The organism is Mitsuaria sp. MSU3D, from assembly GCF_056867975.1.
In genome coordinates, this window is sequence record NZ_CP200314.1 from 1784950 (window position 1) to 1802690 (window position 17741).

The following is a 17741-nucleotide window of genomic DNA, read 5'->3' on the forward strand; positions in this document are numbered from 1 at the left end:
AATGGGTAACGAATGACTACGCTGTCATGACCTCGACATCGCGCCTTTCTAGAGTCGCCGGCGACCATTCCTTGTCGACGACTCCCATGATGAATTCCCAACCGAAACGCAACCGACTGCTCCTGGCCATTCTTCCCGTGCTGGTGCCGGCGCTCCTGCTCGGCGCCTGCTCCTCGTCCGACGACGACGAACAGGACACACCCCTGGTGGTGCCCGCGGCACCGAAGGGGCTGGGCACCACCGACACCGCGGCGGTGCAGGACGAGGCGAAGACCCCGCCCTTCGTCGACACCATCGCCACCAACCAGCGCGGTGACGCTCGCTACGCCACGTTGCAAACCAATGCGGGCGTGCGCGTGGTCGCCGGCTTCCTCGACATCTGGCAGCCGAGCACGCAGCTGGTCGACGCGGGATCGAGCGCACCGGCCCGCGATGGTTTCGCGGCCGTGGCGGCCTCCACGTGGAGCGGCATTCCCGGCGATGCGACCGACGGCAAGGTGCTCAACGCCGCCGTCCACGCCGCCAACGTGCAGTACGTCGTCGACGCGACGGGCCGTCGGACCGCGGCCCAGGAGCTGGCCGCCTACCTCGACGATCGACGGGGCAAGGGCTACAGCGTCAGCGACGGCATGGGGCCGCTGACCTCGGCGTGGCGCACCCTCAGCGAGCAGACGACGACCATCACGGGCGTCGCGCCCGATGCGACCACCGTGCTCTACAACGACCAGGGCAATGACATCGGCAATGCCGGCGCCGCCAACAGCCACGGCTTTGGCGCGGCGATCGACCTGGTCAATGCCATCGGCGCCAACGCGTCGACCGAGCCGGCCAAGCGCTTCTACAAGTACGCGCGGCCATGGCGCTGGAGCGCCAGCGTCAAGGTCGTGCCGGCGCTGGAGCCCGCCAAGAGCGCCACGCCGACGACCGACGGCGGCTTCGTCAGCGGCCACACGGCGGAAGGTGTCCGCAAGGCGCTGGCCATGGCCTACCTGGTGCCCGAGCGCTACCAGGAGATGGTGACCCGCGCCCTCGTGCTGGGCGAGAACCGCATCCTCGCCGGCATGCATTCGCCGCTCGACGTGGTGGGCGGACGCATCCAGGGCGTGGCGGCCGCGGCGGCCAACCTCGCCAACGATCCCAACAAGACCAACCGCCAGGCGGCCTACGACCAGGCCCGCACGGCCCTGATGGCGGCGGTGGGCGCCAAGGACGCCGCGGCGCTGCAGGCCTATGCGCACTCGCTGCCGGCGGCGCAGGACGCCTACGCCGACTACGCGACCAACAAGGCGACGGTGCAGCGCCTGATGACCTTCGGCCTGAGCCCGATCGGCGCGACCACCCAGGGCGCCGTCGTGCCCAAGGGCGCGGAAGTGCTGCTCGAGACGCGCCTCCCTTACCTGAGCGCCGACCAGCGTCGGGTCGTGTTGAAGACGACCGCGCTGAGCTCCGGCTATCCGGTGATGGACGACGCCGAAGGCTGGGGCCGTCTGAACCTCTTCGCCGCGGCGGACGGGTACGCCGCCTTCGACGGCGATGTGGGCGTCACGATGGACGCGGCCAAGGGCGGCTTCCAGGCGCTGGACGTCTGGCGCAACGACATCCGCGGCGCGGGCAAGCTGACCAAGCTGGGCAGCGGCACGCTCGCCCTCGCAGGCGGCAACAGCTACAGCGGCGGCACGCAGGTCTCCGCCGGCGTCCTGCGCGCCGACAGCGCCAAGGCGCTGGGCACCGGGGACGTCTATGTCGACACCGGCACGCTGACGACGCAGGCGCCGGTGCCGGTCGCGGTCACGAACTACACCCAACTGGCCACCGGCACGCTGGAGCTGCACCTCGGCGCGAGCAACGCCGGCAGCCTGGCCGCGCAGGGCAAGGTCGTGATCGCGGGCGGCACGCTGGCCGTGAAGTTCCAGTCCGGCACGACGCCGCGCAGCGGCGACAGCTTCACGGTGATCCAGGCCGCCGCGTTGCAGGGCAGGTTCGACAAGGTCGTCGTGGACGGCTTCGCGGCCACGCCGACCTACACCGCCACCGGTCTCCAGATCCGCATCAACTGACCCGAGGACGTCCACCATGCATCGCATCCGCATCGCCGCCCTGGCGCTCCTGGCCGCGCTCGCGACCGCGTCCGCGCGCGCCGACGACTTCCCCGCGCTGAGTGCCGCCTGGCCGGTCAACGTCCAGATCGCGGCCACCTATCCGCTGTTCGACTTCGACACCGACGGCTGCCTGCCCAGCGCCGGCATCAGCCGCGGCGGCCAGCAGAACGGCGGCCTCAAGACCTCGGGCAGCATCACCGGCGGCTGCCGTCGCACCGACTTCCTGGACTACGCCAACACGCTGCATCGCCATGCCTGCGTGACCAGCGGCGGCAACGTGTACTGCGGGCACTTCTACGCCCTGTACTTCCTGAAGGACCAGACGACGGGGCTCGGCGGCGGGCACCGCCACGACTGGGAGCACGTGGCCATCTGGACGACCAACGGCGCGGTCACCCACGGCGGCTACAGCGCCCACGGCGACCTGAACAACGCGACGGTGGACACGCTGGCGGTGCAGAACGGGCATGTGCGTTTCGTCTATCACAAGGACGGCGCGCTCACGCATGCGATGCGCTTCGCCGGCGCCACCGAGGTCGCCGCGGAGAACCCGTACGGCCAATGGCTGACACCCGCCATCGTCAGCTGGACATCGATGACCGGTGACGGCGTGAGCAACGCCACGATGCGCAGCCTGCTCAACACCTTCGACTATGGCTCGGCGAACGTCCCGGTCAAGGACAGCAACTTCCTGAACAACCTCAACAACTACCGCCCGGCGGGTTATCCCGCGTTCACGCAGGCGAGTCTGGACGCGGCGCAGTGAGGCGAGGGCGCGGTGTCCGCGTAGGGCCGGGATCCTCGAGGGACGCTTGAGGGGGTTGTGGCCTGGTTGGCTTGGCGTGATCTCCCGGTTGCAAAACGGAACGGCTTTCGCCCTTCTTGCATTCCGCTGCAATCGCAATCCTTGGCTTACGTCTGGACTCGCGTCGAACGCAACCGCAAGACCTGGCACCACGGTACACAGCACGGCCTGTCCACCCGCCCCCGGTCCGTGTTCTCCGCCGGTCCGGCGAGCCTCTCCCGCCAAGGATCCTGATGACTCCCGTTCTCTCCCGACGCCACCTCGCCGTGGTGGCCGCGCTCGGCGCGATCACCGCCTCCGCCGCGCAAGCGGCGTCCTACAACCCGACGCTGCCCGCGGAGCCGGCCTTGCCCGCCGCGACGGCGGTCTGCAAGACCCTGAACGCATCCCTGACGCAGTCGGGCGGTCTGCTGCCGGACGCGGTCGACGCGGACTCCGCGCACTCGCAACCGGACACGCGCCAGATCCAGGATGCGATCGATGCCTGCCCGAGCGGCCAGGCGGTGCGCCTGGTCATCAGCGGGAACGCCAACGCCTTCCTGTCGGGGCCGCTGGTGCTGAAGGGCGGCGTCACGCTGTGGGTCGACAACGGCGTGACCCTCTTCGCGTCGCGCAGTCCGAAAGACTTCGACAACGGCGGCGGCAACTGCGGCACCGCGGGTGGCGACGGCAAGTCCTGCTACGCGCTGATCCGCTTGAAGAATGCGGCCGACAGCCGCGTGGTCGGCGACGGCATCATCGACGGCCGCGGCGGCAGCGTGCTGACCTCCGGCGCGAATGCCGGCAAGATGACCTGGTGGGACGTCGCCAATCTCCTGGAGGCGACGGGCAAGAAGCAGAACAACCCGCGCCTGATCAACCTGATCGGCGGCAGCAACTTCACGCTGTATCGCGTCACGCTGCAGAACTCACCGAACGCGCACGTCGTGGTCAGCGGGCTGACCGGTTTCGTCGCCTGGAACACGAAGGTCCTGGCGCCGTCGCTGGCCTACTCGGTGGCCCACTACGCGTGTGCCGCCGGCACGACGCCCAATCCCGACGTCGCGGCCACCAGGCCCAGCACCTGCTTCACGCCGGACACGGCGGCCAACACCGACGGCATCGACGTGGTGGAGAGCAGCAACGTGAGGATCGCGCACGCGTCCATCAGCACCGGGGACGACCACATCGCCATCAAGGCCGCCGATGCGCCGAGCTCCGACATCTACATCGCGCACAACCACCTGTACTACGGCCACGGCGTGTCGATCGGCAGCGAGACCACCCGGGGCGTCAGCCAGGTGCGGGTCGACGACGTCAGCATCGACGGCTTCGACGACGCCCAGGTCAATGGCTTGCGCATCAAGACCTACGACAGCGTGGGCGGTCCGGTCAGCAACGTGATCTTCGCCAACGCCTGCATGCGCAACGTCAAGCAGCCGCTGATCTTCACGCCGTACTACAGCAGCGGCAATCACAGCACCGCGCCCAACATCACCGACATCCTGCTGCAGAACATCCACGTGCTGAGCAGCGCGAAGTTCGGCGCCGGCAAGCTGGTCTTCCGCGGTTATCACAACGGCAGCGTCACCAACACGCTGACGATGACGCTGGACAACGTGGTCTTCGACTCGACGAACTTCCTGACCTCCGACGGCAAGAAGGGCGGGCCGACGCAGCCGGACTATGCGACGCTGACGCTCGGACCGGGACCGGTGACGATCCCGTTCGCCACGTCGTCGACCTTCAAGCTCAACGACGTGCGCGCCGGACCCCGGGCGCCCCTCGGCTGTGACGGCGCCTTCCCGGACTTTCCGTCGGCCAACGCGCCGATCTGAGTCCGGCGCCTGCGGGAGCGTGCACTAAGTCCGGGGCGACGGTTTGCTTATAGGGGTATCGCAGCAAGTTTTCAATGATGTGAAGTTTGACTTCCATCCGGTCAACGCTGCCCGATAAGCTGGCCCCCCTTTGTTGTACCCGCCGTCGCCGCCCTACGGCGTTTCCCCGTGAAACACGCAATTGCCTGGGCCGTTTGTGGCCTGCTCGGACCGCTGGTCAGTCTGGGCGCGACCGCAGCACCGGTCGGCGAGGATGAGGACCAGCTGGAAGCGCTGCTGAAGCGCGAAGTGCAGGGACCCTCACGCTACGCGCAGAGCCTGATGGATGCGCCCGCCGCCGTCAGCGTGATCACTCGCCAGGAGGCGGCGGCGCTCGGCCACGTGACCATCGGCGACATGCTCGGCCGGCTGCCCGGCGTCTATCTGGGCAACACGCGCAGCTACAGCAACCTGGGCGTTCGCGGCTTCAACCGGCCGGGCGACTACAACTCCCGCGTGCTGATGTCCATCGACGGTCAGCGTGTCAATGACGCCATCTACGACCAGGGACTGCCGCAACTCGAGTTCCCCGTCGTCGCCGATTGGGTCAAGCGGGTTGAGCTCGTGCAGGGCCCGGGCTCCTCGATCTACGGCAGCAACGCGCTGCTGGGCGTGGTCAACGTGGTGACGCTGGACGGCATCGATGCGCCGGGCCTGTCCGCGCTCGCCAGCGCCGGCGGCGACGGCATGCGCCGCGCGGAGTTGCATTACGGCGCCGTCGACGTCGCGGGCGGCGACCTGTTCCTTGGCGTGAACCTTCAACGCACTGGCGGCGAGGACCTGTTCCTGCCCTCGCTGGGCACCGCCGACGGCTGGGTCCGCGGACTGGACGGCGAGCGCCAGGTGGCCATGCTCGCGAAGTACCGCGTTGGCCGCTGGCGGCTGTCGCTGTCCGCGGTGCAACGCGACAAGGAGGTGCCCACCGCGCCCTACGGCACCTTGCCCGGCGCATCGGGCACCCGCTACACGGACCGCGAGTTGATGGTCGAGGCCGGTTACGACGAAGGCTGGCAAGGGGACCTGCGCCGCAGCCTGCGATTCAACCTGTCTCAATACGATTTTCGCGGCCGCTACGTCTTCGGCGAATCCCCCGCGGTCATCGACAAGGACGAGGCCTATGCCCAATGGATCACCGTCGATGCACGCGTGCTGTGGCGCGGCCTGCTCAACCACGAGTTGATGACCGGCGCCGAGGTGAGGACTTCGCCCTACGGCGTGCAACGCAACTACCGGGTCGAGCCCTACGCATCGCGATTGGACTCGCATGTGACGCAGGATTCGGCGGCACTGTTCGCGCAGGACCAATGGCGGTTGTCGCAGGCCTGGCAGCTCACGACCGGGCTGCGGGTGGACCACGCGCGAGGCTTCTCGCCGGCGCTGTCGCCGCGGGCGGTGCTGGTCTACCGACCCAGCGAGCGCCAAACCCTCAAGTTGATGTGGGCGCGCTCCTTCCGTTCGCCCAATCTCTATGAGCGCTTCTACGACGACGGCGGTCAATCGCAGCTGGCCAATCCGGCGCTGCGGCCCGAGCGGCTGAGCTCCGCGGAGATCGCGTGGGAGTATCTGCTGCCGTCGGGACAGGCGCTGGGCGTGAACGCCTACGACACGCGCCTGGATCGCCTGATCGAGCAGGTACCGCTGAGCGCCGAGTCGGACGCGGTGGTGCAATTCGTCAATCGTGGCCGCGCGCGGATGCGGGGCGTGGACCTCTCCGTCGAGCATCGGCGGCAGGACGGCTGGCTCTGGCGCGCGAGCGCCTCGTGGATGGATGCCCGCGACGACCGGGGCGCGCGGCTGAGCAACGCGCCGACCTGGATGGTCAAGGGCCATCTCGTCACGTCCGAATGGCATCAATGGCAGTTCGGCGTGGAAGGCACCGCACTTGGCGCGCGACTGGGCCGCGTGCGGGTCTCGCCGTCGGCCTTCCTCAACGCGCATTTGCGCTACCGCGTCGACGAGCGCCAGACCGTCGCGATGCACGTCGACAACCTGCTCGATCGCGCCAACCAGGACCCGTCGTCACCCGACGCCTCACTTGACGCGATTCCCCAGCCACGCCGAACCTGGCGTCTGGATTGGCGGATCGCCTTCTGACCGTGGTGCGGATGCTCATGTCCCCGCTTTCGATCGGGCGCGCCAGTGCGCCGGCATCGGGTGACCGCGGCCGCTTCCGGCGCCTCGCGATGTCCGGAATGCTGGCGTTCCTGGGCGTCGCGATCGGTGCTCCCGCGCTCGCGCAAGCCTCTGGCCCGGAGGTCCTGAAGGCCGAGGTGATCTACCGGACGCTGATGTTCATCACCTGGCCCGCGGAGCGGGAAGCCGGCCGCGTGTTGCACCTGTGCATCGCGGGGGACAGTCGGCTTGGACCTTTCCTGCAAGCGCTGGCGGCCCGGCCAATCCGGCAGTTCACGATCGAGGTGCGCCGCGTCTCGCGCCCGGAGCAGCTCGTCGGCTGCCACGTCCTCTACGTCGGGGAGCCGCAGCCGGCCTGGCGCTCGGCACTCGAGCGCGCCCACGTCCTGGTGCTGGCCGACGAGGCCGGCATGCTGGACTTCGGGGCGATGGTGAACCTGCAGGTGGAGGATGGGCGTATCGTTTTCGACGTCGACCTGGATGCGGCGCGGAGCGCCGGGCTGACGGTGAGCGCCAAGTTGCTGCGACTGGCGCGTTTCGTGCGGCATCAATCGACTTCGCCATGAACGCCAAGATCTTCGACACCGTGGAGCGCTGGCGCGAACTCGCCGTGTCGCTGACCGTGCTGCTCGTCTTTGCCTTGCTGCTCAGTGCCATGCAGTTCTGGCGCCTGCAGGACCGGCAGCGGGAGGATCTGCGCCTGCAGGCCGGCATCGTGGGACAGACGGCGTCCGCCGCGCTGGTCTTCGACAGCCGCGAGGACGCCGCGGAGATCCTGCAGGCGTTGCAACAGAACCCGGCCACGCTGCGCGCGCAGTTGCTCAAGCGGGACGGCAGCGTGTTCACGATCTACGTGCGTCCGCCGGCGCAGCGGTCCCGGCTCGAGGACTGGGCCGGCCAGATCACCTTGGTGGAGCCGGTGTCCGCCAACGGACAGGTGGTGGGTACCCTCGTCTTGAGCGCGAGCCGCCTGCCCATGTGGGGCGACCTGGCGCAATTCATCGGAGCGACGCTGGCCACGCTGACGGCCACGGCCGCGCTGGCCTGGTTGCTGTCCAAACGCCTGCGTGTGCGGATGCAGGAGGCACAGCGGCGCACTCGATACCTGGCGCGGTTCGACGCGTTGACCGATCTCCCCAACCGTGAGCATCTGCGCCTGTTGCTGGACCAGGCGATCACTGACGAAGGCGGCGCAGCGCTGCTGTTGCTGGACCTGGACAACTTCACGCAGATCAACGACCAGTTCGGACACGCGGCGGGCGACGCGGCCTTGCAGGCGACCGGTCAACGGTTGCGCCAGCTCTGCCGCCCGGGCGATGCCGCCGCGCGGCTGTCGGCGGACGAGTTCGCCGTGCTGCTGACGCCGCGGCCGGACGCCGCCTCGCTGCAGGCCTTTGCAGTCCAGTTGCAGATCGGACTGACCCAACCGCTGTTCTTCGATGGTCATTGGCTGCACCTGCGCGCCAGCACCGGCGCGGTGTTGCTGCCGGAGCAAGCCGGCACCGCGAGTGACGCACTGCGCTGCGCCGATGCGGCGATGCGCCAGGCCAAGCTCCTGGGCAAGGACGGCTTCCAGATGTTCACGCCTCAACTCGGCGAGCAGCTGCAGTCGCGGATCGCGCTGGAGAACGACCTGCGAGCCGGGCTGATCGAGGGTCAGTTCCACCTGGCCTACCAGCCGCAATACGACGCGCAGCGTCGAATCCGAGGCCTGGAGGCCCTGGCACGCTGGCAGCACCCGGAGCGCGGCCCGGTGTCGCCCGCGGCGTTCATTCCGGTGGCCGAGTCGTCGGGAATGATCGTGGACCTCGGGCTGGCGATGCTTGCCCGGCTGCGCGAAGACCTGGACCGATGGAAGGCCCGCGGACTCCGGTGCCCGCCGGTGGCCATCAACCTGTCCTGGGAACAGTGCCGCAAGCCGCAGCATCGCGAACGTTTCCTGCAGCAGCTCAAGACCCTCCAGCTCACGCCGCTGGAGGTCGAATTCGAGCTGACGGAGAGCCTGAACTTCGAGGACATCGACAAGCCGGATTCCTTCGTGTTCACGCTGCAGGGCCTGGGCTACGGGCTGGCGATCGACGACTTCGGCACGGGTTACAGCTCGCTGGCCTACCTGCGCCGGCTGCGCTGCAAGAAGATCAAGATCGACCGGCTCTTCGTGCACGGGCTTGCCGCCAGCGACGATTCCCGAATGCTCGTGGAGTCGATGGTGCGGGTCGCGCATGCGATGCACATGACGGTCGTTGCGGAGGGCGTTGAACTGGAGGCGGACGAGGCGGCGCTCGTGGCCATGGGATGCGATCTGATGCAGGGCTTCGGCCTGTGCAGACCCGAGAGCGTCTCCCACATCGAAGCCTTGTTGTCCGAGCCCGTTCCCAGCTGAGTGCGAGGGCCCGCGTCCCCGGCGAACTGGCCGCGAGACCGCCAGGCTGCCGACCCTGGACATGGCGCGGGCTTCGGCCTCTAATGGTCGCTGTCATTCAGAAAGACTACCCAGGAATCCGGTGAGTGCGCCGATGTGGCAGCGCGCAGGCCGGGTCACCCTTCGACCGTCGTTGCGCAGGGGCGGGTAGCGCGAGGTGCGAGCCGGAGAGGGAACGTCGAGTCCCCCGGACCTTCGAGACGCAGGGGGGCTGCGATGTCTGACGCAAGCAGGGCGAATGTCTTCGCGGGGTCGTGGCGCCTGAACGCCACGCGCCGCCTCTGGCTGCTCACCGCGCTCGGCTCGGCGCTGTCCGCCTGCGGCAGGCCGGACCCGCCGCAGGCCGCGGCCTCGCGGGAGGCCGTCGTGCTGGCGGTGACGCCCTATGCCGGCGCGGCGCCCGCCTTTGTGGCCGTTGCCAGGTGCTACTTCGAACGCGAAGGCCTGTCCGTGACGGTGCAGCACCACGGTTCCGGCAAGGAGGCCCTGGACGCCGTGCTGGCGGGCAAGGCCGACGTCGCGACGGTGGCCGAACTGCCCGTCGCGCTGGCCGTGGTCAAAGGGCATCCGGTCACCATCCTCGCGACCTTGTCCACTCAAAGCGACCATGCCATCGTCGGCCGTACCGACCGCGGCATCTGGTCCGCCGACGCGCTGCGAGGCAAGCGCATCGGCGCCAGCGTGGGCACGAGCGGCGACTTCGTGCTCGACGTGTTGCTGGTCCGATCGCGCCTGTCGCGCGCGGATGTCCAGGTCGTCGACCACAAGCCGCGCGACCTGGCCGATGCGCTCGTGCGCGGCGATGTCGATGCCATCGTGACCTGGGAGCCCTATGTCGCCGACGCACGACGGCGCCTGGGCGACCGGGCGGCGGTGTTCCCCAGCGAGGGGGTGTACGACTCCAGCTTCAATCTGGCCTCGCAGCGCGCTTTCGCGCTTCAGCGCGGCGAGGTGGTGCGTCACCTGCTCGTCGCGCTGCTGCAGGCCGAGGATCTGCTGAAACACGACCTGGCCGCCAGCGAGTCCATCGTCGCGCAGGCGCTGCGCAAACCGCCCGAGGAGATCCATGAACTGCTCTCGCGCAGCCGTTTCTCCCTGTCGCTGGAACAACACCTGCTGGTGGTCCTCGAGGACGAAGGGCGCTGGGCGATGAAGAACCGGGTCGTGGACGCGCCGCGTGCGCCGAACTTCCTGGATGCCGTCTATCTGGACGGCTTGGCCGCGGTCAAGCCGCGTGCGGTCACGATCATCCGCTAGGCCATGAAGATATCGACCCGCCTCGCGATCATCGGCTCGGCCTGCGTGCTGGTCACGCTGGCCATCGCGGTGTCGCTGGGCGTGTCCGGCCGGCAGGTCGCCGAGAGCATGCGCAAGAACCGCGCCGCCGCGGACCTGGTCGAGTCGGCGGCCGGCCTGCGTTACCTGACGCTGGAGTACGCACGCCAGCCCGAGGCGCGGGTCGAGGTGCAATGGGCCAGCGCCTACCGCACGCTGGGCCATGCGCTGGACCGCGCCCAGGGCTTCGAATCGCGCGACGAGCAGGAGGGCATCTCGCAGATCCGCGCAGCCCATGACAAGGCGCCCGCCGTCTTCGCGGAACTGGTCCGGGCCCAGCAGGCCCGCCTGGCCGGTGACGGCCAACGGCAGGTCCTCGACGAGTGGGCCGGACGCCTGACGGCCGCCATGGCGCGCAAGACGCTGATCATGATGAGCGAGTCGTTCCGGCTGCAGGACATCAGCCGCGAGCAGGTGGCGACCGCCCAGCGGCGCGCGGTCGCGATCGTCCTGAGCTTGTCGGCCATGCTGGCCGTCGCGGTGGCGGCCAGCATGTTCTTCATCTTCCGCGGCATCGCCCGTCCGCTGGCCCGACTGCGCGAGGGCATGCGGCGCGTGGGGGCGGGCGACCTGGAGCACGCCGTCGGCGGTACCGGTGCCGACGAGATCGCCGAGCTGGCGCGCGAGTTCGACGGCATGAGCACGCTGCTCAGGACCACGACCGTGTCCCGCGACCGGCTTGCGGAAAGCGAGGCGCGCACCCGACTCATCCTCGATGCCGCGTTGGATGCCGTCGTGGGCATGGACGGCGAGGGACGCGTCACGCATTGGAATCCGCAGGCGGAGGCGGTGTTCGGCTGGTCCGCCGACGAAGCCGTCGGGCGGCTCCTGACAGCGCTCGTCGTGCCCGAGCGCTTCCGCGAGGCGCACCGGGCCGGCTTGCGGCGCTACCTCGACACCGGGGTGGCGACCGTGCTCGACCGGCGCGTCGAATTGCGGGCGACGCGACGCGACGGGACCGAGTTCCCGATCGAGCTCGCGATCACCGCGATCCGGTCCAACGGCGTGGTGAGCTTCAACGCCTTCCTGCGCGACATCACCAGCCGCAAGCTCGGCGAGTCCCGGCTCAAGGAGCAGCTGGCGCGGCTGGACCTGCTGAACCAGATCACCCGCGCCGTCGGTGAACGCCAGGACCTGCACAGCATCTTCCAGGCCGTGATCCGCGGGCTGGAGGACAACGCGCCGGTGGACTTCAGTTGCGTCTGCCTGCGCGACGCCGCCGGCGACACGCTGCGGGTGACGGGCGTCGGCGTGAAGAGCGCGCCGCTGGCCCTGGAGCTCGCGTTGTCCGAACAGGCCGACCTGTCGATCGACGGCGACGGCCTGTCGCAATGCCTGGCCGGACACCTGGTCTACGAGCCGGACCTGACGACGGTCCCGTTCCCTTTCCCGCAGCGGCTGGCGCGCGGCGGCCTGCGATCGCTGGTGATCGCGCCGCTGCAGTCGGAGAACCGTGTGTTCGGCATCCTCGTCGCCGCGCGTCTGGCCCCTCAGGCCTTCAGCAGCAGCGACTGCGAATTCCTGCGACAGCTCAGCGAGCACGTCAGCCTGGCCAGCCACCAGGCGCAGCTCTACGGCGCGCTGCAGCAGGCCTACGAGGACCTGCGCCAGACGCAGCAGGCGATCCTGCAGCAGGAGCGGCTGCGGGCGCTGGGGCAGATGGCCAGCGGCATCGCGCACGACATCAACAATGCGATTTCGCCGGCCATGCTCTACACGGAGAGCCTCCTGGAGCGCGAGCCTGGGCTGAGCCCGTCGGCGCGCAGCGCGTTGGGCAACATCGCCCGCGCCATCGACGACGTGGCCGCGACCGTGGCGCGCATGCGCGAGTTCTACCGCCAGCGCGAGAGTGGATCGGCGCTGACGCGGGTGTCGTTGAACGAACTGGTGCGGCAGGTGGTGGAGCTCACGCGCGCGCGCTGGAGCGACATGCCGCTGCAGCGCGGCGTCGTGATCCGTCTGCGCACGGACCTGGCGACCGATGACCCGGTGGTGCTGGGCACCGACAACGAGATCCGGGAGGCGCTGATCAACCTGGTCTTCAATGCGGTCGACGCGATGCCGGACGGCGGGACGGTGACGATCCGCACGGGCCAGCAAGGCGAGGGCGCCCACGCGGCCGTGATGCTGGAGGTCGCCGACGACGGCATGGGCATGGACGAGGCGACGCGCCGCCGCTGCCTCGAGCCGTTCTTCACCACCAAGGGCGAGCGCGGCACCGGCCTCGGGCTGGCGATGGTGTACGGCATCGCGCAGCGCCACGGCGCCGACCTGGAGGTGCACAGCGCGCCGGGGCAGGGCACCCGCGTGTCGCTGCGCTTCACCGTGCCGACGCCGGACGAGGGGGCCGGCACGTCGCTCCGCAGCGACCCCGACGAGAAGCCGCCGCCGCTGCGGATCCTGCTCGTCGACGATGACCCGCTGCTGCTGCGATCGCTGCAGGAGACGCTGGAGGCGGACGGCCACGCGGTCACCAGCGCCCATGCGGGACAGGCCGGGATCGACGCGTTCCGGGACGCCCTTCGCGGCGCGGACCGGCACGGGCGCGGCTTCGAGGTCGTCGTGACCGACCTCGGCATGCCGCACGTCGACGGACGGCAGGTGGCGGCGGCGGTGAAGGCGGCCTCGCCGGCCACGCCGGTGATCCTGCTCACGGGCTGGGGGCAGCGACTGGTGGACGAAGACGAGAAGCCGCCGCATGTCGACCAGGTGCTCGGCAAGCCGCCGAAGCTGCGCGAGTTGCGTCGCGCCCTGCGACGCGCGACCGCGCCGGCGGACCCGCCCGGCGCGGCGCCTGATCCCGGGGATCCCGGGGATCCCGGGGGGCCGCGGCGTTCCGGGATGAAGGAGCCGTCCTGATGCGCGCGTTCTGGCACCCAGGCCGCTGGCCTCTGCGCCTGCAGGTGGTCGCGATGCTGGTGCTGGTGTCCTCGCTGCCGCTGGCGCTGTGGGCCTATGTCGACCTGCGCGACGACCGGGAGCGGATGCTCGACGGCCTCAGGAGCCTGCTGGAGGCGCGTGCCGACCAGATCGTCCGGGAGATCGACGCCTTCCATCGCGGCTACCGCAATGCCTCGGAGCGCCTGGTGCGGCTCCCCTCGTCCCGCGAGTTCTGCAGTGCGACGCCGCCACGGCGGGCGGCGCTGCAGGCGGACCTCCAGGGCGCGCTCGCGAGCTTTCCCGACAGCGACGCGGCCGTGCGCGGCGTGGCGCTCATCGACCCGCGCGGGCGGGTCGTCGCGGCGACCGAGCACGCCATGGTCGGCGTGGACCTGGGCGAGGATCCGAACGTGAAGGCCGCGCTGGGCGGTGTCCCGGTGGTCTCCGATCCTTACGTCGCGTCCCGACGCGGTAGCGCCCAGCCGTCGCTGGGTTACTTCGCGCCCCTGTCGGAGGCCGACGGCCTGCGCTGCGTGGGCGTGATCTGGGTGCGGGCCGAAGCCTTCTGGACCGCGGTCCGGAGCTCCAACGAGCAGGCGGGCAAGGGCAGTTTCGCCGTGGTGTTCGACCGGGAGGGGATCCGCATCGCCCACACCTACAGCGAGGACATCGTCTTCCGCCCGGCCGGGAAGTTGCCGCCCGAGGTCGTCGAGCGACTGGTCGCGAATCAACGCTTCGGCGAACGCACGCGGGAGTTGCTGGCGGACATCCGTCCGTTCCCGGAGCAGTTCGAACGCGCGCGGGCGGCGTCGCCGGATCCGGCGGTCTTCCGCGGCTGGGCGCCGGTCAACGCGCAATGGAACTATGGCGTGGCACGCCGCTTCCATGCGGTGGACTGGACCGTGTTCTACATGATTCCCGAGCGGGCCTTCGTCGCGGACATCGACCGCATGACGTGGCAGCGCTTCGGGCTGGCCGCGGCCATCATCCTCGGCGCGGGGCTTGCCGGGCTGTTGCTGGCGGGCACGATCCTGCGTCCGTTGCGTTCGCTCGCGCGCGCCGCCCGGACCATGGCGGGCGGCGAGATGTCCGTCCGTGTGGAGAGCCGGCGCGACGATGAGATCGGTGACCTGATCCGGGCGTTCAACGCGATGGCCGAGGACCTGCAGGCCAAGGCCGGCCACCTCGAGCGCGCCAACGACGCCCTCGAGGCGCGCGTGCGCGAGCGCACCGCGACGCTGAGCGCCGAGGTGGCCGAGCGCGAAGGCGTCGAGCGCCGACTGCAGTCGCAGCTGGAGCGGCTGCAGCTGCTCGACCACATCACCGCCGCGATCGCCGAGCGGCAGGATCTGCCGAGCATCTACCAGGTCGTGGTCGGCACCCTGGAGGACCGGCTGCCGGCGCCCGTGGCCGGCGTCCTGATCCTGGACCCGGCGGGACGCACGCTGACGCCGGTCCGCATCGGCGAGAGCTTCGAGATCCTGGCCGGCCGGGACGGCGGCGCCGACGGCCCTGACGCGGAGGGCGCCGACGCCGTCCCCGCGCTTCATGGCACGGACGTCACGCGCGTGCTGCAGGGGACGCTGGTGTACGAGCCGGATCTCACCGGCCTGTCGCTGCCCCTCGCGCGGCGGCTCTCGCAGCGAGGCCTGCGCTCGATGGTGCTGGCGCCGCTGCGGGCCGGCGACATCGTGTTCGGGCTGCTGCTGGTGGCGCGACGCGCGACGAACGGATTCGGCAGCGGCGACTGCGAGTTCCTGCGCCAGCTGAGCGCCCACGTGGCGCTGGCGGCGCGTCAGGCGCAGTTGCACGCGGACCTGCAGCGTGCCTATGACGAGCTGACGCAATCCCAGCAGACGGTCATGCAGCAGGAGCGGCTGCGGGCGCTCGGGCAGATGGCGAGCGGCATCGCGCATGACATCAACAACGCGATCTCGCCGATCGTGCTGTACACCGACGAGTTGCTCGAACGCACGCCCGGGCTGAGCGAGAAGACGCGCTCGCGGCTCGCGGTCATCGCCCGCGCGATCGACGATGTGGCGGCGACCGTCGCCCGCATGCGCGAGTTCTACCGGCAACGGGAATCGTGCGCCCAGCATCTGCCGCTGCAGCTGAACGACCTGGTGCCGCAGGTCGTCGACCTCACGCGCGCGCGCTGGAGCGACATGCCCCAGCAGCGGGGCGTGGTGATCCGGCTCGCGGTCGACCTGACACCGGCCCTGCCCGAAGTCCTCGGAGGCGAGAGCGAGATCCGCGAAGCCCTGATCAACCTGGTCTTCAACGCCGTCGACGCGATGCCGGAGGGCGGCCTGCTGACGCTGCGGACGGCCCTGCGCGACATCGGAGCGGACGACGGACATCCGGACCGCCAGGAGGTCGTGATCGAGGTCTCGGACACCGGCGTCGGCATGGATGAATCCACGCGTCGGCGCTGCCTGGAGCCGTTCTTCACGACCAAGGGCGAGCGCGGCACCGGCCTGGGCCTGGCCATGGTCTACGGCGCCGTCCAGCGCCACGACGCGGCCCTGGAGATCGACAGCGTGGTCGGGAAGGGCACCGCCTTCCGACTGCGTTTCCCGGTGCGGCGGACGGCGTCCGCAGCCACGGCGGCGGACACCCCGGGCCTGGTGCCCGCCGGGCCGTTGCGGATCCTGCTGGTCGACGACGATCCGCTGATCCTGCGGTCGATGCAGGAAGCGCTCGAGGGCGACGGGCACGCGGTGACGGCCGCCAACGGCGGGCAGGCCGGCATCGCCGCGCTGTGCGAGGACACGGCCGCCTTCGACGCCGTCATCACGGACCTCGGCATGCCCGATGTCGACGGACGGCGCGTGGCCGCCGAGGTCAAGACGCGCGCGCCCGGCACGCCGGTCATCCTGCTGACCGGATGGGGCCAGCGGATGATCGCGGACGGCGAGATGCCGCCCGCGGTCGATCTTGTGTTGAGCAAGCCGCCCAAGCTCCGGGAAGTGCGAACGGCGCTGGCCCGGCTGCTCGCGGCCCCGAAGGGAGAACACGCGTGAACACCCACAGCCCCGCCGGGTCGACCGGCTCCGTCCTGTCATCCGGGTCCTCCGGGGCCGAGCCCGCCCGGCTGCTGGTCGTCGACGACGAGGCGCGGCACATGGAGGCCCTGTGCGACACGCTGGCCGGGCACGGCTACGCGGTCGTGGGCCACGCCGACGCCGAGGGCGCCTTGAACGAACTGAGGCGCGGCGTCTTCGACGTTCTGCTGACCGACCTGGTGATGCCCGGGAAGACTGGCATCGAACTGCTGCGCGCCGCGCTCGAGATCGATCCTCAGCTGGTGGGCGTCGTCATGACCGGGGAGGGCAGCATCGCCACCGCGGTGGAGGCCATGCGCAGCGGGGCCACCGACTACGTGCTCAAGCCGTTCCGGCTCGCGTCCATCCTGCCGGTGCTGGGCCGTGCGGTGGAGATCGGCCGCCTGCGGCGTGAGAACACCCGACTCCACCTCAGCCTGCAACGCCGTGCCGATGAACTGGAGGCCACCAACCGGGAGCTGGACGCCTTTGCGCGCACCGTGTCGCATGACCTCCGCACGCCGCTGAACGCCCTCGTCGGCTTCTCGACGCTGCTTGCGGCGCAGGCGGGCCCGGTGCTGTCGCCGCGCCAGCGCGGCTGGCTGGCCGACATGCAGCTGGCGGCACAACGCATGACGGATCTGATCGACGCGTTGATGCGCTTGTCCCACATGGGCCGGCGCGCGCTGGCGCTCACCGAAGTCGATGTGGAGGCGCTCGTGCGCAGCGTGATCGGGGAACTTCTGGCCTCAGGATCCGGCGTGGTGCCGCGGTTCGACGTTGGCGCGATGCCTCGCGTGGTGGCGGACGCGCCGATGCTTCGGCAGGTGTTCGCCAACCTGATCTCCAACGCTGCGAAGTTCTCCGTTCAGCAGGCGTCAGGACACGAAGCGACGGTCTCGATCGGGGGCGAACGGGACGGCGCCGCCATCGTCTTCTCTGTCAGCGACGACGGCCCCGGCTTCGATTCAGCAGACGCGCAGCGCTTGTTCGAACCGTTCATCCGCCTGCAGGGCGCGGAGAAGGTCGAAGGCCACGGCCTCGGCCTGTCGATCGTGCAGCGGATCGTGCAGCGCCACGGTGGACGGGTCTGGGCCACCTCCGCGCCCGGGGAAGGCGCCACGTTTCGATTTTCACTGCCGCAGACCGTTGAATGAGCGCGCAGGT

The 17741-nt window shown here is 69.9% G+C and carries 10 protein-coding genes; all 10 read left to right on the forward strand.

The genetic code is table 11. The features are described 5' to 3' along the window. The first annotated feature begins 89 nt into the window (after positions 1-89). The 10 genes from AC1VNM_RS07820 (at position 90) to AC1VNM_RS07865 (ending at position 17731) form a co-directional block, all read left to right on the forward strand. The gene (locus AC1VNM_RS07820; RefSeq protein WP_483109257.1) at positions 90-2057 is read left to right on the forward strand and encodes a phosphatase PAP2 family protein; all 1968 of its coding nucleotides are present in this window, start codon (positions 90-92) and stop codon (positions 2055-2057) included. Positions 2058-2073: 16 nt separating this feature from the next. Next, positions 2074-2865, forward strand: a complete 792-nt coding sequence (locus tag AC1VNM_RS07825; RefSeq protein ID WP_483106481.1) for an NPP1 family protein — start codon at positions 2074-2076, stop codon at positions 2863-2865. Between the two features lie 272 nt (positions 2866-3137). Further along, positions 3138-4721, forward strand: a complete 1584-nt coding sequence (locus AC1VNM_RS07830) for a glycoside hydrolase family 28 protein (protein ID WP_483106482.1) — start codon at positions 3138-3140, stop codon at positions 4719-4721. A 168-nt stretch (positions 4722-4889) separates the two neighbouring features. Next, complete coding sequence (locus AC1VNM_RS07835; RefSeq protein ID WP_483106483.1) at positions 4890-6854, forward strand: TonB-dependent receptor plug domain-containing protein; 1965 nt, start codon at positions 4890-4892, stop codon at positions 6852-6854. Further along, complete coding sequence (locus tag AC1VNM_RS07840; RefSeq protein WP_483106484.1) at positions 6836-7459, forward strand: YfiR family protein; 624 nt, start codon at positions 6836-6838, stop codon at positions 7457-7459. The genes AC1VNM_RS07835 and AC1VNM_RS07840 overlap by 19 nt, the downstream gene beginning before the upstream one ends. Further along, a complete protein-coding gene (locus AC1VNM_RS07845; protein ID WP_377154986.1) occupies positions 7456-9276 on the forward strand; it encodes a putative bifunctional diguanylate cyclase/phosphodiesterase in 1821 nt (606 codons plus the stop codon). Before AC1VNM_RS07840 ends, AC1VNM_RS07845 begins: the two co-directional genes overlap by 4 nt. A 255-nt stretch (positions 9277-9531) precedes the next feature. Next, positions 9532-10572, forward strand: coding sequence for an ABC transporter substrate-binding protein (locus tag AC1VNM_RS07850; protein ID WP_483106485.1), 1041 nt, complete (start codon positions 9532-9534; stop codon positions 10570-10572). Positions 10573-10575: 3 nt separating this feature from the next. Further along, a complete protein-coding gene (locus tag AC1VNM_RS07855; protein ID WP_483106486.1) occupies positions 10576-13509 on the forward strand; it encodes a PAS domain S-box protein in 2934 nt (977 codons plus the stop codon). Then, positions 13509-16553 carry a response regulator gene (locus AC1VNM_RS07860; protein ID WP_483106487.1) on the forward strand — a complete coding sequence of 1015 codons (3045 nt, stop codon included), beginning with the start codon at positions 13509-13511 and terminating at the stop codon, positions 16551-16553. Before AC1VNM_RS07855 ends, AC1VNM_RS07860 begins: the two co-directional genes overlap by 1 nt. Further along, positions 16550-17731, forward strand: a complete 1182-nt coding sequence (locus tag AC1VNM_RS07865) for a sensor histidine kinase (RefSeq protein WP_483106488.1) — start codon at positions 16550-16552, stop codon at positions 17729-17731. Before AC1VNM_RS07860 ends, AC1VNM_RS07865 begins: the two co-directional genes overlap by 4 nt. Positions 17732-17741: the final 10 nt, after the last annotated feature.